Origin of the sequence: uncultured Meiothermus sp. (assembly GCF_937863175.1) — a bacterium.
In the GTDB taxonomy this organism is placed as follows: Bacteria; Deinococcota; Deinococci; order Deinococcales; family Thermaceae; genus Meiothermus.
The window spans coordinates 1-17,138 of the sequence record NZ_CALMCQ010000281.1 but is presented as its reverse complement, the minus strand read 5'-3'; the positions used below and the strand labels follow the sequence as shown (position 1 = coordinate 17,138).

Below are 17,138 nucleotides of genomic sequence, written 5' to 3'. Positions count from 1 at the left end.
GGCTATCAGCTATAAGCTATTAACGGGAGCGCAGCGACCACTGGAAGGCTCCCGTTTTTGTTACAATTATGTACTCCAATTTGTATTACCATTTGGTAGTATGAACAACACCAAGCTAAGTGTAAGCGTGGACAGCCAACTGGCGCAATTTATCGAGCGTTACCAGGAAGCGCATGGTGTGCCAACCAAGTCGGAAGTGGTGGAACGCGCCCTCGAACTACTGCAAAAAAGCGAACTCCGGCAGCAGTACGTCGAAGCCTACAAAGAATGGGCCGAAAGCGGCGAGGCCGAGCTTTGGGACGTGACCGCTGGGGATGGTCTGGACGAGCCTGTAGCCAAACCCAAGCGTAGAGGCCGCAAGAAATGAGGCGCGGCGACATCTACCTTGCCGACCTGGAGCCGGTAAAAGGTTCCGAGGCCAACAAGCGCCGACCCGTGGTGATTGTGAGCAACGACGAGTCCAATGCGGTGGTGGAGCAGTTTGGCGCGGGTATGGTCACGGTAGTGCCGCTTTCCACCAACACCGAGCGTATCTACAACTTTCAGGTGTTTTTGCCCGCCGAAGCCACTGGGCTTTCGCAGGACAGCAAAGCCCAGGCCGAGCAGATTCGGGCGATTAGCACCAACCGCATAACACAATTGGTAGGGCATGTGCCAGACAAACAGATGCAAGCGCTAGACGCAGCACTCAGGCTTCATCTGGCATTGTAGGCAGTGCTCTGGACGCTGATTGGGGCTGCAAAGAAGTTGTAAGATTGAGTTTACTAACGCCTACCTTTGGTACTCGCAACATGATTACGTTAATGACGCAATCATGCTTCGCATTGATTTCTCACCAAATAGTTGATGATTCTGCTATATTTGCTTTAGTTTGTCAACTGCAAGCGAGCGGAACAACGAAATTGATTAAGGAGGAGGCGCTATGAGCAGCGCTAATCGGATCGCTAATCGGATCAGAACTCTTCGCCTAGCGCACGGGTACAGCCAGGACGATCTCGTCGCGCAGATGGGCGGGGTAGTCACGAAAGCGGCACTCTCTAAGTACGAGCTAGGTAAATCAAGACCCTCTGCCCCGGTTGCTCTACGTTTGGCAAACGCTTTGGGGGTAAAAGCCGTAGAGCTATTCTCTGAACCATGCTATCAGGTGGAGTTCCTTGCCTATCGTCGGCGCGCCACTATGAAAGTATCAGAGCAAAATCGCGTCGAGAACTGGGTGGAGGTTCAACTTCAAGATCGAATGAAATTACAGGAACGTCTTGAAGGGTCAAACGGAAACGGCCTTGGCTTCCGTAAATACGCAGTGGACTCTATCGAACATGTTGAAGAAGTAGCTGTCAAGCTTCGTAATGACTGGGACGTGGGTCTTGATCCAATCCCAAACATGACTGACCTGCTAGAGAGCAGGCGTGTCCATGTTTTGGAAACGGAAGTGTCGGAAAAGTTCGACGGCTTGTCTGCTGTCGTGAAAAATGCAAAGGGAGTGGTAATCGGAGCCGGTGTCGTATGTCAAGCAAAATTACAGGGGGAACGCCAACGGATGAACCTGGCCCATGAACTTGGGCACTTGATCCTCGACCCGGTGGACAGTCTGGACATTGAAACCGTGGCTACGCGCTTCGCGGGTGCTTTGCTGATTCCTGCGGTGGTTATGTTCAAAGAGCTTGGTAGGCGCAGAAGCTATCTTCCGCTCGAGGAAATGCTCATACTAAAGAGACGCTATGGAGTGAGCATTCAGGCTATCGTTATGCGTGCTGCAATTCTCGGAATAATCTCACAGCACATAAAGACACAATGGTTCAAGCAGACCAGTCGTTTAGGCTGGCGCAAAAGTGAGCCCGAATCGCTGCCAGCAGAGGAAGCCCAGCGCTGGAAACAACTTGTCACACGGGGCCTAGCTGAGCAGATCATTACCCCGGACGAAGCAGGTCGCTACTTAAGTAGAAACGAAATCGAGTCCATTATGTCACCAAGCAACTCTTTCAACTATCAGGCATATTTTGCGCTGCCGATGGAAGAGCGAAGGCGAATCCTGAACGAGCAGGCAAAAGCGGATGGAAATTTATATTCGTCCGACAGAGAAGCAATCGAGTGGCTGAGCCAACTGGAAGACGAAGGTGGAATTGATGAATGAAGCCTCCTCATCTAAAGATCTTCCGATGCCGCCAGATCCCAAGCGGGGTGAGATCTGGCGGATCAATTTTTATCCAACCAAGGGTTCTGAAATTGAAAAGCAACGACCGGCAGTCGTGATCAGCTCAAATGCATTGGGCAGTTTGCAGCCAGTGAAGCTGGTGGTGCCAGTAACTGAGTGGAAGCCATCACGGGAAGGGCGCATATGGATTGTCCGTATAGAACCCACAAAGTTGAACGGGTTAAGTAAAACCTGCGGGGCTGACACGGCACAGACCAGGGCTGTGACTATATCTCCTGAGAGGTTCCTGGAAAAAGTAGGAGTGCTTGAACCAGGGAAAGTCGAGGAGGTAGCCGCTGCATTGGCCGCCCTCATTGAATTTCAGTAGTGGGTCGCCGTAAGCAGAGCTTGCCTCGAGCCTGCGCTATAACTCGTGCCTCGGCTTTAGGCTCGAGCCTCCAAACCCTTCATTCCTATTTGCCACACTGAACCCGCGAGCAAGGCACAGGTACTCGAGCAAGCCCTCAAGCTCTCGCTGGCGTCGGCTTTGTGAAGAAGTAGCTCGAGGCTCAGTTGTCAAAGCTCGAGGGCGAAGAATAGTCCACGCTGCCAGGAAAAAACCCACCCCAACCACGGGGTGGGTTCAGCACTAACGTTGCACTACCTTACAAAATTGAAGTTGGCCCGGTAGGTGGTGCCATCGGTATAGCGCACCACCAGTTGGCGGCAGCTACTGGCCCAAGCCTTATCTGTTTTCCAAACATAGGTATACTGATCGGAAGCTGGGTCATAGCTAAGGCCGCTGTTGCTGTCGGTAGGATCAGTGCCATTTACGGCGGTAGTAGAGCCACACGGAACCATTTGCCACCTGGGGAACCCCGGCGCAAAGATGTTCAGCCCTTTATTGCCACCCAGGCTGAACGTGATCGGGATGGCCCGGCCCGAGTTGACCATGTTAAAGGTTGGGAAGCTGGTCACGGGGCTCGAGAACCACGCCCCAGGAGCGGCCAGGTTCAGCCCCACCACCACCGGGTCGTGGTCGGACACCCGGAACTGGTCGGCAGCGTAGAGTATGGCTTGCAAATTGGCGCTCTTGAAGTCGGTGTTGTAGTCAAGGACGCTGGGCTCGTCGGCGTTGATGTGGTACTCGGCCACCCCCGATACTTGAGGGTTCAGGGATGCCGAGGCCAGGGCATGGTCGAGGTAGCCCCACTGCCCATCGAACACATACGAATACGCACCTTGTCCCAGGCGGGTCTCAATCAGGTTGGTATAGCCTGCATTCTTGAGAGCGGTGATGGGGTCTTCCTGGGCATAGGCGTTGTAGTCGCCAACGAGCAAAATGTCCGGGTCGGCGATGCCGGTGGGGTGGGTGGCCAGCCAGGCCGCTAGTTGCTGTGCGGCATTGGTGCGTACTGCATTGCAGTTGCCTTGACCGTCGCCCTGGTCGGGCAGGTCGCAGGGTGAGCCCTTGCTCTTGAGGTGGTTCACACTGACGATAAAGATAGCCGCATTGGCGTTTTGCTGGAAGGCCTGGGCCAGCGAGGCCCGGTTGCGTGGAGCGCTATCGCCTCCGTTGACAAAAGTCGTGGTATTGAGCACTGCGGTCTGACCCACCGGGGTAACGCTGGCGGGCTTGTAGATCAAGCCCACCTTGATGGCATCGGTGCCCAGGGCATTGATCTGCCCGGTAGCAACATCGGCATTGATGAAGGCATAGGTACCGGGAGCGGTGGCCTCGTTGAGTTTATTGACCAGGAAAGCAATGGCGCTGTCCGGGCCATAGCCATCGTTCTCGAGTTCATTCAAACCCACCACATCGGGGTTCATGGCCAAAATGGCCGCCACAGTCTTGGGCCACTGGCGGTTGAATTCGGCCAAAGTATCGGCTCCACGGCAGTCGGTGGGCGCACCCCCCACCCCGCTGGTACAGTTGTCCACCGTGTCCGGCAGCCCGTCAAAGGTGTTGAAGAAGTTGAGCAGATTCATCCCCACGACCCGCAGGCTTCCACCCACTTCCGGAGCTGAAGTGGGGCGTGGGTTGGCCGCCACAAAGTTGACCGAGCCATTCAGGGCACCCACCGGCCTTACCCGGTAGGCATTCCCGCTGGCCGCATTACCCGCCCAGGTAAAGGTCATCACCCCCACGATGCCCGTAGCGGTATCGCCACCGCGCAGGGTGTTGCTGGCGCTCAGGGGCTGCCCGTTCCGTCCAAACACGATGGGGTCGGGGTTCTGGTTTTGCAGGGCATCGTCCAGGATGATGCGGTTGAGGTTGTTCTGGGCTTGCAGGGCATTGGCAGCGGCACCGGGCGTGGTCACATTGGTCGGCTGCTTAAGCCGCCCGCCTGACGACAACACCACCTGCCCAAAGCGCCCAAGCTGGAAGTGCTCGGTCACGTAGAGGGTCTGGGGCAGGCGTACCAGCATGCCCTCGAGGCGCTCGGCGTCGGTGGCCGAGGCAAAGGGCAGGGTCACGTCGGTAGGGGTGACGGTTCCGGTTCCGCACTTGGTGATGGAGGTCGCGCTGACCTGGGTCTGATCCTGGAACTCGCCCGCCGTTCCAACCACCCGCACCAGGTCACCCAGGGTTACGCTGTCGTTGTTGCCGTTGAACACAAAGATGCCATCGGAGGTATTTGCATCTGCGTCACCGGTCGCATCTTGAATGTAAAAGCCCCGCAGAGTCGGGGAAGGACCTTCATAGTCCCCCACCACCACACCCCTGGTAGCCACACTACCAGTGATGGCCGCAGCAGGGCCGCTGCCCTGGATCTGGTAAATCGGGGTATGCGGTAGATCGCACACCGCAACTGGATTGAACGGAAGCAAAAAGTCGGCGGCCATGGTGTCGGGGGGGTCGAGGGTATCCACATCCGACACTTGAGCAGCAAAAACCGTGAGGGTACAGTTCTCGGTAGAGACGAAGTCGGTGTTGGGGTTGATGACGAATTGCGTCGAGGTGGCGTTGGCCGTGACCACCGTATCGGCCACGGTGCGGGTTCCGCTGGTGGAGCAGGTCATGCCAAACCAGTTGCCGCTCACGTTCACCGGCTCGCTGAAGGTGAGGGTCAGGTTGCTATCGGGGTTGATGGTGCCGCCCGAGGCTGGAACCGTGGAGGTCACACTGGGGGCTGACTCACCACAGAAGTTGCGGGCGGAGGCGGTGTTACGAGGATTGGGGGCTACCGCTTCAAAATCGTTGGCGTTGTGGTCTGTTTCGGTGCAGCCATTGTTTTTTCGGAGAGCCGCAGTGGTGTTGGAGAGTGTGGGGGCTGGGCCAGCCCCTTCAAAGAAATTAGCGTTGCCATATCCAACCAGGTCTACGATCTGGGCAAGCTGGGCCGCAGAACAGGGTGTAGAACCCCCATTGCAGCCCAGCGGTGTAATGCTCGATACGAGAGCCACCTTTCCAGCCCCGGCTGCCATCGCAATGGGACTGGAATCAATCACATCGGGTGCTGGAAGAGCTGTGCCTGCAGTACCCCCCGCTTGCTGAATCAAGAAATACTGCCCTGGCTGTACAGTAACATTCGGCAGCTCGGTAAGTTGAGTAGCGCTCGCCCCAAAATTGCCTGTCCCGGTTGCGCTCGTATACTGGATAGACCAGCCGTTCAAAGAAACCGGCGTGGTTCCACGGTTGAACAATTCGACAAAGTCGTGGGTATAGGGAGCTCCGCTGTTACCACCCCCACCATAGGCCTGGCTAATCACCACCCCATTGGAGACCGCCTGCGCGGTTAGTTTTGCTGGGGGTTGTGCGGGCGTGGCCTGGGTACACGCTGCCAGCACAATCAAGACGAACGATAAAGCACCAACACGCATAGATAGCTTCATACATCCTCCTGGCCGAACCATATTGACCCACCGTCAGGGCACTGTTGACATCACTAAACCCTGGCAAAAACGGTTTGGATATAGCCTACCGCAAAGCGCGTTTCCTTTCGACATTATGTGGGCATAGCTGCTTAAAGAAAATACCCCACTCCATATCCAGAGTGGGGCGGCAGAATAGGCTGGCCTATTCGGAGACCCCGGTACCCTCGAGGCGGGTCAGGAAGTCGGCATAGCCGGGGAAGGTATCGAGCACCCAGGTCTGGAAGCTGCGATCCAGCCCGAAGAAAAAGCCCATTGCGAAGAGCACCATCACCACCCCAAACCCCCGCTGGACACCCGATAGATTGTTCATCAGGCCAGGGATGCGGCCCAACAGCCTGCGCCCGCCCAGCATCACCGCCAGCATGGGAAGGGCGGTTCCCAGCGAGAAGGCCAGCGTCACCAGGGCGGCTTGCCCGTTCACACTGCCGCTGAGGGCAAGGGTAATCACCCCCGCCATGATGGGGCCGACACAAGGTGTCCACAGCACGCCCAGGGTCGCCCCAACTGCCGTGCCGCCCCAGAATCCATTGCCCTGCACCAGGGGCATCTTGCTCAGGCTCCGGCTGCTCAAACCCTCGAAGCCCTTGTGCAGGGCAGGAACCCACAGCACCAGCCCAAAACCCAGCAATAACGCAATAGAGACATAGCGCAGCGTATCGGGGGGAATGTTCAGGGTTGTGACAAGGGCACTGAGGAAGAGCGTCACCACCGTAAAGGATGCAACGAAACCCAGGATGATGCCGTAGGGCCGCAAGCGCCCCCCCACGGCTCCCGAGAGCAAAAAGGGCAATACCGGCAACACACAGGGCGAGGCTACCGTAACGATACCGGAGAGGAAAGCAAACAGGGCGGTCAGCATAAAACCTGGAGACAATGGGTTAGAGGGTCGCGAAGAGCAGGGCTTTTATCGGGTATTCGCCACGATCTCGGCCAGGTTACCCCCGCTCCACTTTTTCAAGGCATTGCCTCTGGCATCAACCAGCACAAAGGTGTGTTGACGAACGACGCCGTATTTGCTCTTGAGGGCGGTTTCTTTGTCGTAGTCGGTTTTGAAGATCACCAGTCCCTGGGGGATTTCGCCCAACTTAGCCCTGATATCGCGGTCGGCGGCTCGGCAGGTCGAACACCAGCTCGCTGCAAAGAACAAAGCCCGCTTCTGGTTGCTGGCCTCTTCAAAAGCCTTGGCGCTGTATTCCATATAAGCGCTGGACTTGGTCATGCTGCCCTGCGCCTGGGTCTGACCCACCTGCATCCACACCACCGCTACCAGAACACCCAACAATCCCCACAGCCGTTTTTTCATTCGATCCTCCTGGTGGCCCGATTTCAACCACTTGAGAGGCTATACGCAGGCCCAGCGAAAACCGGATGTGGGGTGGTTTATAAATTCGCTCACAGCGCTCGAGGCTTTCTAATCGCCTCTTCCCCACCACTATGTTTCGTACCGTGGTGTGCCTTCTGCGGTAAGTGCCCTAGCACCGTACAATGGCCCGGTGCCGTTGTCTTTCCAGTTGCGGGGCGGGCTCTACTACTTCGGGTTTTGGGGGGCCAATGGGCTGTATCAGGGCTTCCTGGCCGTGCATTTTCGTGAGCTGGGCTTGAGTCCAACACAAATTGGCATTGCGATTGCGCTGTTCCCTTTGTGCAATTTGCTCTTCAGCCCGCTGGTGGCAGCCTGGGCCGATGCACGGCAAAAGCGAGTGGCTGTGCTCACGGCTTCGCTACTGGCTCTGGCACTTTCGCTTCTGGCCCTGTTTTTTGCTACGGGCTTTTGGGGGGTACTAATGGGCATGGGGGCCCTGGGCCTGAGCCAGGCTTTTGTGGCACCCCTGGCGGACAGCCTGATCGGACGCATGGCTAGCCAGAACGGGCTCGAGTACGGGCGCATGCGGCTGTGGGGCAGCCTCAGCTTTGCCCTCGCTTCCTCGCTGGCTGGACTGGCCTGGGCACAGACTGGGTATGAGGCCATGTTCATCGTGGCAGCGGTGGCGACCCTACCGTTGCTGGGCGTGGCCCGCACTTTGCCTGAGGTAGTGGTCGCGGCGGGGGCTCGAGGGAATCTGTTTCAAACCTTGCGCGAACTATTCCTGCACGACCGGGGCACCTTGCTGCTGCTCTGGGTCGTGCTGTTGATGGGATTTGGGCTGGGGCTGGCGGCCCCCTTTCTGGGACTGGCCATCCAGGATCGGGGCGGTGCAGCCGCCATGGTGGGATTTTTGTATGGCACCATCGCGCTGGTGGAAGTGTTGACCATGCGCTACGAGCGCAGGCTTTCCCGCTGGCTGGGCGACGCCGGGGTAATGATGCTGGCCTCAGGGCTGTATGCTCTGGCCTATGTGGGGATGGCCCTGGCAAACCATCCGGCGCAAATGCTGGCCTGTGGAATGGTGGTCGGGATGGGTTTCGGCCTGTTCTTCGTGGGTTCGGTGCGTATCATTGACGCCCGTGCCAAAGCGCATCAGGTCAGTACCCTGCAAAGCTTTCGCAACGGGCTGGCCTTTGGCCTGGCCCATTTGATTGCTGGGCCGGTGGGGGGCGTGCTCTACCAGGCCCAGGGGCCGACCACCCTGTTTTTGCTGGTATCGTTCTTTTTCTCGCTGGCCTTCCTGATGCTGTGGGGGGCTCGAGGTGCGATTAACACCCTTCCACCCCACACCCTGGCCCAAAGCAAAACCCTGGCTTGAGAGTGTTTCCCGAAAATGAGCCGTGCGGCTGGTTGAGCCTGGTGCGGCTTAATGTACGCTCCCCTACGGCACAGGTGTTGCCGAGCAACGCGTGCCTCCTCCCGAACAGGAGCGTACCTGCAGAAGTACGACAAACGGCCATGGCGAGGGCCGTGCACAAATGGGTTGCGCTGGCGTGTTCACAACTGGTTGCAAGAGGGGACTGGGTTGCGTAGAGACAAGCTAAAGTCAAATCCCAAAATCACGCCTTTCAACCGCTTACCACAGCCTGGCACGAGCTTGGCCATGTCTCGGTAGCGGCACACTTCGGCGTTCGCGCACGGCATGTGGGTATCGGGCTTCTCTATCTCCAACCCGTGGGCTATGCCGATGTTACCGAATCGTGGATCAAGCCCGCCGGGGTTCGGGCCACTGTTGCACTTGGTGGAATCCTCTTCCAGGCCGTTCCTCTACTGGGAGTGGCTGCAGCGTGGATAGTCACCCAACACCATCTCCTGGGTGCTTATGCCCTAGCCAGCCTGGCCGGTATTGCCCTCAATCTGGTTCCCTTCGTGCGCCTGGACGGGTACTGGCTGCTCTGCCACCTGCTCGATCAACAAAACCTCCGCCAGCGTTCTCTGGAGCACCTGCGCTACCTTGCAGACCTGGGCCAGCCCTGGACAGCAAACCGGCTGCTCTACCTGGATGGTCGTAGCGGCCAGATGTTCACCCGCGATTTGCATTCTGGTGCAGCAGTTGGAGGACACCCATGATTCCGTGGTTGATCGCTATCCTGGGCTCACTTAGTGCTCTGGGAACAGCGGTGGGCTCGGGTGGGCCACCCATCTTTGTGGTTGGCCTGATCGGAGCTGTGCTAAGCGGTATGGCAGCGCGGTTAGGCCGCCATTCAAGCATTGAGGCGAGCCTGTGGGTGGTTGTCTGGTCGGTTGGCTGGGCTGCTACCGCCCTTGCGTCGCAACTCCCCACTCTGCACGAAAGCCTGGGAATTGTGAGTCTGCCTGGGGTTTTACTGGCTCTGCCACTGTACGCGTTGGCTTTGTTTCTCGTAGGCTGGGCAGCAGGCGTTGCTCCATGGTTCCTGTGTCGGCCCAGGCAGGAGTCGCAGGCCAATAGTCTAGAGTAAACTGCCCTACAGGAGTTCGGTATGGACGGAAAAACCAACGCGAGGCGTCATTGGAAAAAAAGTGCGATCACTATTCTGATATCGTTAACTGCCCTGACCCTTATAGCGGTAAATGGCGATACCATGGTGAGATGGAATTCGGGCTTGTCTGTAGCGGTTATGGCCATCGTCCTTTTCCTCATTAGCCTGAACGTTGCGCTCGCGGTGTTGGATTTGCTCCGCCGTGCGCCTAAAGACGACTCCACCAAACGCGACTAGAGCGGTTTCGGAAAGAAACCCGTAGTGCTCGCAAACCCAAACGGTATGCAAAAACTCAACTTAGCTGCCAACACTGGTTACAAAAGTAACGGGATAACCGCAATAACGGGTGCATAAAAGCATCTGGCCCATACTGTGCGGGGCTGGTCTACCCGGTTTAGCACTTTCGCCCTGGCTACGAGGCTGACCCTCAAACCGCTTCCACTACAAGTCCTTTTCGGCCAAGATGCTCGGCCCGGCTGAGCCCAGTGCTGGGGCTCTAAGTTGCACCAAGCAGATTTGCGGGCGGCCGGGCGTGGTAACCGCGTGCCTGGCGCAATTCTCTCCAGGAGTTCTTCCCCAGGGTCTCGCAAATCAACCATAAAAACCCTTAACCGCACGGTTCGATAAGGCTCCGTGTGGTTCAGTCTGGCTTTTCGGCAACAGCGGGCTGTGCCTCGGCGCAACAACCCTCTGACCACTGCCCCCGGAGACACCGCGGAGACAGGAGGGGTCGTTGCTGCCGTTCCTGGGCTGTTTCTGCCTATTTCCTACACTGCCGTCAACTCGCCGCGAGGCTACGGGCGAGCCGGAAAAACGAAAGGAGCTAAGGGATGAAAAGGAACTGTTCGGTTTCCAACCCACTGCCTGGTCTCGGCTCTGCTCAGCGTTGCGCTGAGCTCAGTGGCCATGACTGGGAGGGGTTTAGTGAAAAAAAAAGATGTGTCAGTTTCATCAATCCCACAGCCCCTGATCAGCGATAGGCACCCTGTTTTTCAGCCTGGAACACTGCCCTTGCCCCGGCCGGTACCCATCCCGCGCCCGGTGGAGCCCCTGCAACCCTTACTGCAAGCGCAGTTCGCTTTGCAGAAATGGTCTCCTCACCCGGCCTAGGGCAAGGCCCTGTTCAATGAGTTGAGCCGCCCGCTCGAAGTCGCCCTTCCGGCTGGCGATCAACGTCAGCGAATAGTACCCCCCCTATGCGAGACGCCGGCGGTACCCAGTTTTTGCGCCAGGATCTCGCCTTGCTTGGGCTCGCCCAGCTCGATGTAGGCATTCACCAGTACCCACTTCAGCTCGTCGGATAGACGGCCCTCGGGATAGCCTTCCAGCACTTGCCGTATGAGCCCAAATTCCCAGCGAACCTCGAGTTCGGGTATTACCTGTTCGGCCAGCCGCCGGGCATCGTCAAAGCTCCTGGCCTCGAGGTAGTGCCGGATCGCCGAAAGAGGGTTCCCGGCATGCTCGGCCAGACTGGCCGCCAACTGGTAAAGCTCCCTTCGGCGGGCAGGCCGTCTCCGCAGGCGGACATCCAGGGCCTGGAGCAGAATCGTGTGTGGGCGGTAGACCCCATCCCCAACCGGAACCATCGGCAGCCCTGCGTCCCGGAGGCGCTCGAGCCATCCATTTGGCAGCAGAACTCCCAGGTCTTCGGCGTGGGTCTCGCTCCAAACTTCCAGCACCGACAGTTCGGGCAAAGGCTCCAGCAACTGAGCGTCCAGAGTGTTTAGAATCTCGTGTATGAGCTTTTCGGGAGCGGTTTGCGGAGAGACCCCCAGCCCGACCAGGGCCAGTCCAGCCGGCCATCCGTTAAGCTGTCGGTGCGCTTTTTTTGGGTCGCCCTGGTGTCCACAGCTTGCCAGATAGGCTTCGGTTTCTTCAGGGCTGAACAGCAGTTGCTCGGGGCTCATGGTTCGTACCCGGCCCTGGACAAGCATTCGCCCCAGGCGAAGCTTTGGCTCAGTGTAGCTACTCAGGATGAGCTGGTGCCCTTCAGCCAGGCCGGCACAAAAAACCTCCATCCAGCGCGTTGCTTCAAGCCCCAGGTGCTGGGCCTGGTCAACCACCATGCGCAGGTTGCTGGCGGAGTCGTTCAAGTCCTCGGCCAGGGCTCGAGCGCTGACCTCGGGTACTGGATGGTCGAGGGACGCTTCGAAACGCTCGAGGCTCAACAAAGGCTCCGCTGTCTTGATGCTGCTGCCGAGCGAGCGCACCAGTTTGCTGGGGTTTGCATCATCTTCATCCAGGGTCAGCCAGGCCACACTCGAACCCGTAGCCCTGGCCCACTGAGCCAGGGTGGTGGTCTTGCCAAAGCCAATGGGGGCCGAGCAGATTAGCAGTGTGAAGTCGGAGGCCCGTTCAATCTCTTCGATCAGGCTCGAGCGCGTCAACTCTCCTCTTAGCGCCTGTGGAATGGAGAATTTTCTCTCTGAATCCTGAATTGATTCGTTCCGCATTGCTGCCTCCAATAAATGCAAGGATTCTAGGCCAAAAATACCTCAGGAGCCAACTACTATGACAGTCTGTTAAACTGGGTTCAAATGCATAATGAGAACACAGTCCTGTGGATCAACACCCTACCACCCTGGCCCAAAGCAAAACCCTGGCCCGAACGGCCAGGGCGAGAGGGGGCGAGATCAGGTCGCTTTACCCCTGGTGTTGATCTTGAGTGCAGACCAGATGGGGCAGAAGTTGAGGGCTGCGGTCACGGCCATAACCACGCCCAGAAGCCCGAACACCCAGGCCAAGATACCGCTGGCGCCAAAAAAGGCGACCAGGAAAAACACCACTGCCAGAACGTAGCGAACCAACCGATCTGTGCTGCCTACGTTGGGAATCATAGCTTCCTCCTTACTGGAATCAAGGCTAGCAACCCGATGTGGGTACATATGACCTGCTCGGCTAGGCTTTTTGTGGGGGCACCGGGCAGGTGCGGATGCCAAAGAGGGTGTACAGCGGGCAGAAGCCGATGGCTGCTGTCAGCAGCATGACCCCGCCCAACACGGCAGCCCCATAGACCCAGACTCCACCCGCCAGTGTAAAGGCCAGCAGGAAGAACACCGCAGCCAGCAATAGGCGGACGATCCGGTCGGTTGTACCCTGGTTGGGTTTCATACTCTCCTCCTCGAGCCGGTTTGTTCTGGTTCAGAAACAGCACCGAATCTCCGTGGTAAGGTATACTATATATTGCACTATATCAATAGTGAATATAGCGGAAAATAGTTATGGACACCTCCCGTCTACTGATGGAATACCTCAAACAGCGCGGCCCCAGTACCGTCAAGGAATTGATGGTGTACCTCGGCCTGAGCCAAACCGCCGTTCGGCATCAGCTGAACAGCCTCGAGAAAAGCGGCTGGCTAGCGCAGGAACAGCGTCGGCTGGGCAGGGGTCGTCCGGCCACCGTCTACACGCTGACCAGGGCTTCGGAGGGCCTCTTCCCCAAGCGGTATCCCGAGTTATTGGACGCAGTGCTCTGCGAGGCCGAGGCGGAGGGGATTATCGGACGGCTTCTGGAGGGAGTGGCCGAAAGCATGGCCACAGAACTTCGACGCAAGCTCGAGGGTCTGGAAGGACAGGACAGGCTGGATGCCCTGCTGGCGCATATGGACTATGGCGACATGCTGGGAACCATGCAAGAAACCCCCGCGGGTTGGGAACTCAAAGCCTACAACTGCCTCTACTACGCTACAGGGAAGCGTTTCGAGCAGGTGTGTGATCTGCCAGCCAGGGTTATCTCGAGGGCCACCGGACTGCCCGCCGAGCGCCCTTTCTGCCAGCGCGATGGGCAACAGGCCTGCCACTTTCTCATTGCCAGGCACCCGCGATAGCAATTCACAGTTCTGGACTAAGCTGGGCCATATTGGGTGTAGGGCCTAAAAGCTACTTCATGCTATAAGCCCGTCATATCGCAAGGGTTTTTGACCCAGAACTTCGCTCTGGTAAATCTATGCTGGGCAAAGGATGGTCTCCTGGTTGCAATCCTGGGTGTATTCCAGCCACACCGGTCGCGATCTGCGGATTGATTGGCTTCGGGGGTTTTGCCTGTTCGCCATGGCTATTGACCACATTGGAGGCGAATCGTTTTTATACGTCTTTTCGGGTCGGCTCAACTTTTACATCAGTGCTGCCGAGGGTTTTTATTTCATCTCAGGCCTCACCCTGGGTATCCTGGCCAGCCGCCAGACCCTACTACAATCCATCGAGCGGATTTTTTCACGCCTGCTGGTGCTCTACCGCACCGCTGTCCTGATCGCTCTGGGCTTCATGGCCCTCAGCTTGCTGGGACTCAAGGTGTGGTACGACCCTTGGGATAAGGAACAAAACCTGTTGGAATTTGTGGCGGGTGTTTTGACCCTGCAGAATGGCTACAACGGCTCGGAGATTTTGGGACTGTATATCTTGTATATGCTTTTCGCACCGCTGGCCTTCTGGCTTTTGCATCGCAAACAGGGCTGGTTGGTACTTTTGGTTTCTGGGGCGGTGTACGTCTTTAGCCAGGTAGTTCCCGATGTGGTGGGGGCGCCCATTGCCTCGATCTTTACGGCTGCTGCCTGGCAAATTCTGTTTTTTGCTGGCCTGGTCGTTGGGTTTCACCGTCTCGAGCTGGCGCAGTTCTGGGCTCAAAGACCCTGGCTGCGCAATGGCCTGGGAGTTGGGATTTTGCTGTTGGCAGTTGCACTCATGGTTGTCCATGCACAAGGCTGGCTACCCTGGCTAGATCAAGCTGTGCTGGGCGACGAGCATACAGCAGCCATGGTCTGGCCACGATTGCTGTTGGTAGTGCTGTACCTGCAAGCCTTTTATATCTTCACCACCTGGTGCTGGCTACTGCTGAACCGTGGAGTGGGGTGGTTTTTGATTCCGCTGGGTTCGGCCTCGCTGTGGACTTTCACCGGGCACCTGATGGTAATGGTTCCGCTCTACAACCTTCTGGACTACTGGAAGGTAACGCAGAACCCCTGGCTAGGCACGGGGCTGCAATTGCTGGCTCTGTTGGCCATCTGGGCTTCGATCCAGCTCTATCGCCGATGGCAAAAGGTCAGGGCTACAGGCTAATTGCGAAACGTATTGCATCGGTCGGGATCGCCGGTCTGGAAACCCCGGTTGAACCAGTCTCCCCGCTGCTCTGAAAACCCCTGGGCAAAAAAAACTTCGGCCACCAAACTGCCCGGCGAGCCGCCTTGTGGTTATCGTCACCGATGGCGCTGGCCCCGATTTCGCGCTTGCACAATTCTTCCTTCGCGCTTCATCCCTTCAATCGTTCTTGAATTTGCCGAAGGTGATGCCGCTCGTGGTAGACCAGGGTTTGTAGCCAGCCCAAAGCGGTCAGGTCGCCGAAAAAGGGGTGCCCGTAGGTCGGAGGGTGAGGCAAGTGCGCTCCGCCCTCGGCCACCTCGGCCAGTACCTGTGTGCGCACGGCTTGCAGGCGCTTTTGCAGCTCCGCCCGGGATAATCCCCCACGGGGGTGCATGGGGGGTGGGGCCAGGAGACGGCCATCGGGGCGGGTCTGCCCAGCCGGGGAGGATGGAAAAGGCTCGGCCTCGCCCAGCGCTACCTTGCGTAAACGGCGGATAATTTTTCCTGCCGACTCTTCCACCAGCGAAACATGCTCCAGCACCTCTGCCGGGCTCCAGACATCTGCACTGGGCCGTTGGAAAAGCTGCTCGTCGGAAAGGCTTTCCACAAAGTTCAACAACTCCCGCCTCGAGCGCTCCAGATATTTGAGGCAATTTGCCGCGTCGCCAAAGCGACCCAACATCTCCTGCCCTGCTAACATGCCGGTATTCTACAGAACGGGGAAAGTTACAAGCCGAAAACCAAAAACGCGCTGCCCTCAAAGCCCGGTGCTACGCGGATCTACCCGAGACCAAAAAAGCGACCCCGAGGGGTCGCCGACAAACCATCTCGATTGAACCGACACTACACCTTGTCGAAGGCCTCGCGGAGCTTGCTGTTGAGGGGGAGGGAGATCAGGCCCTTAAGGTATAGCTCATGCACGGCGTCTATCCCGGCAATTTTCTGCAGTTGCTCGAGGCTTACCTGCACATCATTGCCCGGCAAACGAACCTTGACCTGGTTCATGGTGCCCGGAACCCACTCACACTGAATGCCCCCCACCGTTACCACCCCCTGTTGAAGCGTCTGCACGTCTACCCCCTTGCTACCGAAAGACTCCTGTACTTTGGTTGTGATGTTTATAACCCAACCAGCGCTGGTTCAAACAGTGAGGAATGTCCCGCTATTGGTAATAGCCCGGGCGAGTTGTTGTAGACGTCATTCTACTGGGTTTTCATGAGGATTGGTTCAGAGCCTCCAGAGGAGCCAGAAAACGCTTTGCCAGGAAGCCGCAGGAACCATTGTGAATTACTTCGCCCCGGGCATTGCCAAGCCTCGAGGGGGTACGGGTAAGATACGGAGGTTATGGTTTCGATTGACTTATCCGGCAAGAAGGCCCTGGTCATGGGCGTGACCAACGAACATAGTCTGGGCTGGGCCATCGCCGAAAAACTTCGTGCTGCTGGGGCGGAAGTGGCTTTTAGCTACCAGGGAGAGCGGCTGCGCGAGAACCTGCAAAAAATGACCGCAGGCCGCCCCAATCAACGCCTGTACGAGGTGGACGTAACCAACCAGACCGCCCTGAAAGAGCTCTTTGCCGACCTGGGGAGGGCCTGGGGAGGGCTAGATTACCTGGTTCACTCAATTGCTTTTGCCCCGCGTCCGGCCATGGAAGGGCGGTTTATTGACACCACCGCGACCGACTGGAACACCGCCCTGCAAGTCTCGGCCTACTCGCTGGTGGCGGTGGCTCGCGAAGCCGAGCCGCTGCTGCGCGACGGGGGAAGTCTGATCACCCTGAGCTACTATGCTTCGCAAAAGGTCATTCCCAAATACAACGTGATGGGTATCGCCAAGGCAGCCCTGGAAGCCAGCGTACGCTACCTGGCTTTTGAGCTGGGGAAGAAGAACATCCGGGTCAACGCGGTCAGCGCGGGAGCCATCCGCACCGTAGCCGCCATGAGCATCCCCGGCTTTCGCAAACTGGTTGCCAAGTATAACGCCACCGCCCCCCTGGGCCGCATGATTACCCACGAGGAAGTGGGTAACCTGGGCCTGTACCTGCTCTCTCCGCTGTCCAGTGGAACCACCGGCCAGACGGTGTATGTGGATGCGGGCTACAATATCATGGGCATGAGCCTGGATGATAACCAGGATTAGGTTCTCAGGTCGGTATACCCATTGGCCTATCTAGGCTTTTATCATATGCGGTATGGACGAGGCGAAAGGCATACCCAGCCCGATA

At 57.7% G+C, this 17,138-nt stretch carries 19 protein-coding genes; 10 read left to right on the top strand and 9 right to left on the bottom strand.

Translation table 11 applies throughout. The features are described 5' to 3' along the window. Window positions 1-100: 100 nt before the first annotated feature. The 4 genes from Q0288_RS10585 (at window position 101) to Q0288_RS10570 (ending at window position 2,519) form a co-directional block, all read left to right on the top strand. Entirely contained in the window at window positions 101-367 is a 267-nt protein-coding gene (locus Q0288_RS10585) for a hypothetical protein (RefSeq protein ID WP_299430190.1), read from the top strand. Beyond that, window positions 364-711, top strand: coding sequence for a type II toxin-antitoxin system PemK/MazF family toxin (locus Q0288_RS10580; RefSeq protein ID WP_299430188.1), 348 nt, complete (start codon window positions 364-366; stop codon window positions 709-711). The genes Q0288_RS10585 and Q0288_RS10580 overlap by 4 nt, the downstream gene beginning before the upstream one ends. A gap of 211 nt (window positions 712-922) precedes the next feature. Further along, on the top strand, window positions 923-2,131 hold the full coding sequence (locus Q0288_RS10575; protein WP_299430186.1) for an XRE family transcriptional regulator: 1,209 nt from the start codon (window positions 923-925) through the stop codon (window positions 2,129-2,131). Further along, window positions 2,124-2,519, top strand: coding sequence for a type II toxin-antitoxin system PemK/MazF family toxin (locus Q0288_RS10570; protein WP_299430184.1), 396 nt, complete (start codon window positions 2,124-2,126; stop codon window positions 2,517-2,519). Before Q0288_RS10575 ends, Q0288_RS10570 begins: the two co-directional genes overlap by 8 nt. Before the next feature lie 272 nt (window positions 2,520-2,791). On the opposite strand, the gene Q0288_RS10565 is transcribed toward Q0288_RS10570, so the two are convergent. From Q0288_RS10565 to Q0288_RS10555, 3 genes are all read right to left on the bottom strand, one after another. Then, window positions 2,792-5,968: an ExeM/NucH family extracellular endonuclease gene (locus Q0288_RS10565; RefSeq protein WP_299430182.1), complete on the bottom strand. Its 3,177-nt coding sequence runs from the start codon at window positions 5,966-5,968 to the stop codon at window positions 2,792-2,794. A gap of 184 nt (window positions 5,969-6,152) precedes the next feature. Beyond that, entirely contained in the window at window positions 6,153-6,869 is a 717-nt protein-coding gene (locus tag Q0288_RS10560) for a cytochrome c biogenesis CcdA family protein (RefSeq protein ID WP_299430180.1), read from the bottom strand. Between the two features lie 45 nt (window positions 6,870-6,914). After that, window positions 6,915-7,313: a thioredoxin family protein gene (locus Q0288_RS10555; protein WP_299430178.1), complete on the bottom strand. Its 399-nt coding sequence runs from the start codon at window positions 7,311-7,313 to the stop codon at window positions 6,915-6,917. Between the two features lie 190 nt (window positions 7,314-7,503). Here Q0288_RS10555 and Q0288_RS10550 point away from each other — a divergent pair, with 190 nt between their 5' ends. The 3 genes from Q0288_RS10550 (at window position 7,504) to Q0288_RS10540 (ending at window position 10,075) form a co-directional block, all read left to right on the top strand. Further along, window positions 7,504-8,694: an MFS transporter gene (locus Q0288_RS10550; RefSeq protein ID WP_299430176.1), complete on the top strand. Its 1,191-nt coding sequence runs from the start codon at window positions 7,504-7,506 to the stop codon at window positions 8,692-8,694. Between the two features lie 326 nt (window positions 8,695-9,020). Further along, window positions 9,021-9,446: a hypothetical protein gene (locus Q0288_RS10545; protein WP_299430174.1), complete on the top strand. Its 426-nt coding sequence runs from the start codon at window positions 9,021-9,023 to the stop codon at window positions 9,444-9,446. Window positions 9,447-9,838: 392 nt separating this feature from the next. Further along, a complete protein-coding gene (locus tag Q0288_RS10540) occupies window positions 9,839-10,075 on the top strand; it encodes a hypothetical protein (RefSeq protein WP_299430172.1) in 237 nt (78 codons plus the stop codon). A gap of 938 nt (window positions 10,076-11,013) precedes the next feature. Here the strand turns inward: Q0288_RS10540 and Q0288_RS10535 are convergent. From Q0288_RS10535 to Q0288_RS10525, 3 genes are all read right to left on the bottom strand, one after another. Further along, on the bottom strand, window positions 11,014-12,291 hold the full coding sequence (locus Q0288_RS10535) for a hypothetical protein (protein ID WP_299430170.1): 1,278 nt from the start codon (window positions 12,289-12,291) through the stop codon (window positions 11,014-11,016). A 180-nt stretch (window positions 12,292-12,471) separates the two neighbouring features. Beyond that, window positions 12,472-12,675, bottom strand: coding sequence for a DUF2892 domain-containing protein (locus tag Q0288_RS10530; protein ID WP_299430168.1), 204 nt, complete (start codon window positions 12,673-12,675; stop codon window positions 12,472-12,474). Between the two features lie 61 nt (window positions 12,676-12,736). Continuing rightward, a complete protein-coding gene (locus Q0288_RS10525) occupies window positions 12,737-12,949 on the bottom strand; it encodes a DUF2892 domain-containing protein (RefSeq protein ID WP_299430166.1) in 213 nt (70 codons plus the stop codon). 110 nt (window positions 12,950-13,059) lie between these two features. Here Q0288_RS10525 and Q0288_RS10520 point away from each other — a divergent pair, with 110 nt between their 5' ends. Together Q0288_RS10520 and opgC are read left to right on the top strand one after the other, a co-directional pair. After that, entirely contained in the window at window positions 13,060-13,665 is a 606-nt protein-coding gene (locus tag Q0288_RS10520) for an ArsR family transcriptional regulator (protein WP_299430164.1), read from the top strand. A 133-nt stretch (window positions 13,666-13,798) separates the two neighbouring features. Next, window positions 13,799-14,893, top strand: a complete 1,095-nt coding sequence (gene opgC / locus Q0288_RS10515) for an OpgC domain-containing protein (protein WP_299430162.1) — start codon at window positions 13,799-13,801, stop codon at window positions 14,891-14,893. Here opgC and Q0288_RS18080 read toward each other — a convergent pair. The 3 genes from Q0288_RS18080 to Q0288_RS10505 all read right to left on the bottom strand — a co-directional run bounded on the left by Q0288_RS18080 (window position 14,890) and on the right by Q0288_RS10505 (window position 15,985). Beyond that, entirely contained in the window at window positions 14,890-14,997 is a 108-nt protein-coding gene (locus Q0288_RS18080; RefSeq protein ID WP_366914744.1) for a neutral zinc metallopeptidase, read from the bottom strand. The two genes, opgC and Q0288_RS18080, sit on opposite strands and share 4 nt — an antisense overlap. 86 nt (window positions 14,998-15,083) lie before the next feature. Beyond that, entirely contained in the window at window positions 15,084-15,614 is a 531-nt protein-coding gene (locus Q0288_RS10510; protein WP_299430160.1) for a DinB family protein, read from the bottom strand. A 143-nt stretch (window positions 15,615-15,757) separates the two neighbouring features. Further along, window positions 15,758-15,985: a hypothetical protein gene (locus tag Q0288_RS10505; RefSeq protein ID WP_299430158.1), complete on the bottom strand. Its 228-nt coding sequence runs from the start codon at window positions 15,983-15,985 to the stop codon at window positions 15,758-15,760. Between the two features lie 273 nt (window positions 15,986-16,258). Here Q0288_RS10505 and Q0288_RS10500 point away from each other — a divergent pair, with 273 nt between their 5' ends. Then, window positions 16,259-17,053: an enoyl-ACP reductase gene (locus Q0288_RS10500; protein WP_299430156.1), complete on the top strand. Its 795-nt coding sequence runs from the start codon at window positions 16,259-16,261 to the stop codon at window positions 17,051-17,053. Window positions 17,054-17,138: the final 85 nt, after the last annotated feature.